The following is a 1,994-nucleotide window of genomic DNA, read 5'->3' as shown; positions in this document are numbered from 1 at the left end:
CGGCGCCGTCTTCCACAAAGGCAAGCTACTCGAACGCCCCGCCGACATCACACCGCCCGAGCCGGCCGAATCAACCGAAACGGAGGTCGCCTGAAACACCCCGATCCACAGGTATTGACAATTCCTCATCCGGACTCCGTGCTGCCCAGGATCAGATCACCCTCCCAATGTCCGGGTATGGCCCGGTCGAGGGCTTCGGGGGGCCGCTGGCTGATATTGACCATGCCAGGGATGCGTCCGCGACGTTCGCCCGACCGGCGCCGCGGATGACGCAGAGCGCGCCCGGTGCGCAGACAGGTGTGCAGTTCACGACGCAAATTGCCCTTACCCTGCACATATATCGACTGGTAGATCGTTTCGTGGGACACCCGCATCTCCAGGTCGTCGGGATACTCAGCCACCAGCCGTTGGGTGATCTGCTCAGGGCTAAGGAAGTCCTTCAACCAAGTCTGCACCTGATCGTGGAGGCGGTCGTTGGTGGCCAGCTTGCGCGGGTGCCGGCGACAGGCGTTGCGTTGTGCACGGCCCTGGGCGGCGCTGGCGATGTAATGCGGTCGCCGCAAGGGTCCGCCCCGCCATGGTGCGCCGAATCGGAACTGCGGACGGTACTTGTTGCGGCCGTGGGAGCTGTTGCGTTTAATCTCTCGACTGATTGTCGACGCCGAACGCCCCAACCGCTCGGCGATACATCTGATCGGCTCCTGGGCCGCAACTCCCAACGCGATCTGTTCGCGCTCAAGGAAAGTCAGCCGTGAGTATCGTCGCGGCGCATCACCAACAACCCGGGGTTTCACACCGCCAGCGTTACGGAACCACTGCCCGGCTGTGGTCACCGGCACACCAGCGGCCACAGCAGCTTCTTCGATCGACAACCCTGACCGCACATGAGCCCAAAACAAACGAACAATCGACGACGAAGGACCAGGACGCATCGAACAACCCCTCAACAAGGAGCTGTTGCACTAGACCCTTGAACTCAACCGGGAAAACTCCACCAGAACCTCTCAGGATCGGCTGCGACTTCGACACCACACAGGACTACGGACAGACAATGGTATTCGTCCCTCGGGGGCCCTCGCGCGCGTTCTACTATCGAACTCAGTAGCAAGCATCGGATCCGGGGCATATCGGGCACACGCGTGCTCGTTCTCAACAGCACACTGTGTCAACAGATCCAGGACCCAGCTAGTCTGTATGTACACAAATAGTAGGTCAGCGGAGGTACGCCGTTCGTGTGCGCGAGCGATCCAATGCCCGAAGGCGCACATTGGGTACGCCTTGACAGAACCCGCCTTCGCGGCTGGAATCACTTGGGGTAGACAAGAATTAATGTGCTGCACTGAACCATGTTCAGAGACGTTCGCCAACTATACCGCCTGATCAGCAAACTGAAGTTGGCCCGAAGAAACTACCCGTAAATCATCCGCCAAGATCCAATCTATCCTACTTAGTAACTACGTACACAGTAGACTTGTCGAAGACCCACACCTAGGGGCACGGCGCGGACGATAGGAGGCGACCGATGGCCAAACACGACAAACCGCGGCTGCTGGTTGCGATCATCACTTGCGCCATGATGGCTGGGCTGACTTTTGGCAACCCGCTCGCGCTGGCCGAACCCGGCGTCGCCCCTCCGCCGGTACCAAACGACCCAGCAGCCGCGCCCTTCCCACCAGATCCGCCCGCCCCGTCACCGCCACTCGACCCGCTCGCACCGTCACCTCCCGCGTCGCCGTTCGAGTTGCCGAACTCGTTCGAACCGCCGCCGGCGGACTCCTTGGCCGCCCAGCCCTCCGTAATCCCCGAGGGCACACCCGCGGGTCAGAACCCAACGCCGTATACCGGTCAGCCAGTGTTCGGAGGTTGTCCCGGTCTTCGTGGAATTTGAGGTGGCGGTCCCTCACCTGATGCCCGCCAGATGGTAGGTCTTCGGGTGAACGACCAAGTACACCTCGAAGAAGGAGTAAGGGACCGCCATGAAGACCGTACCTACT

General features: G+C 61.0%; 1 protein-coding gene. It reads right to left on the bottom strand.

Annotated features, from left to right (window positions below):
* Positions 1-125 precede the first annotated feature (125 nt).
* Positions 126-932, bottom strand: a complete 807-nt coding sequence (locus HPC46_RS34245) for an IS30 family transposase (RefSeq protein WP_233717044.1) — start codon at positions 930-932, stop codon at positions 126-128.
* Positions 933-1,994 lie beyond the last annotated feature (1,062 nt).

The organism is Mycolicibacterium vinylchloridicum (assembly GCF_013404075.1).
Classification (GTDB): Bacteria; Actinomycetota; Actinomycetes; order Mycobacteriales; family Mycobacteriaceae; genus Mycobacterium; species Mycobacterium vinylchloridicum.
Note: the sequence above shows the minus strand (reverse complement) of the source record. Positions and strands in the feature narration are given on the sequence as shown.

Coding starts and splice junctions, on each gene's coding strand:
- HPC46_RS34245 (WP_233717044.1), bottom strand. CDS start 932: ATGCGTCCTGGTCCTTCGTCGTCGATTGTTCGTTTGTTTTGGGCTCAT.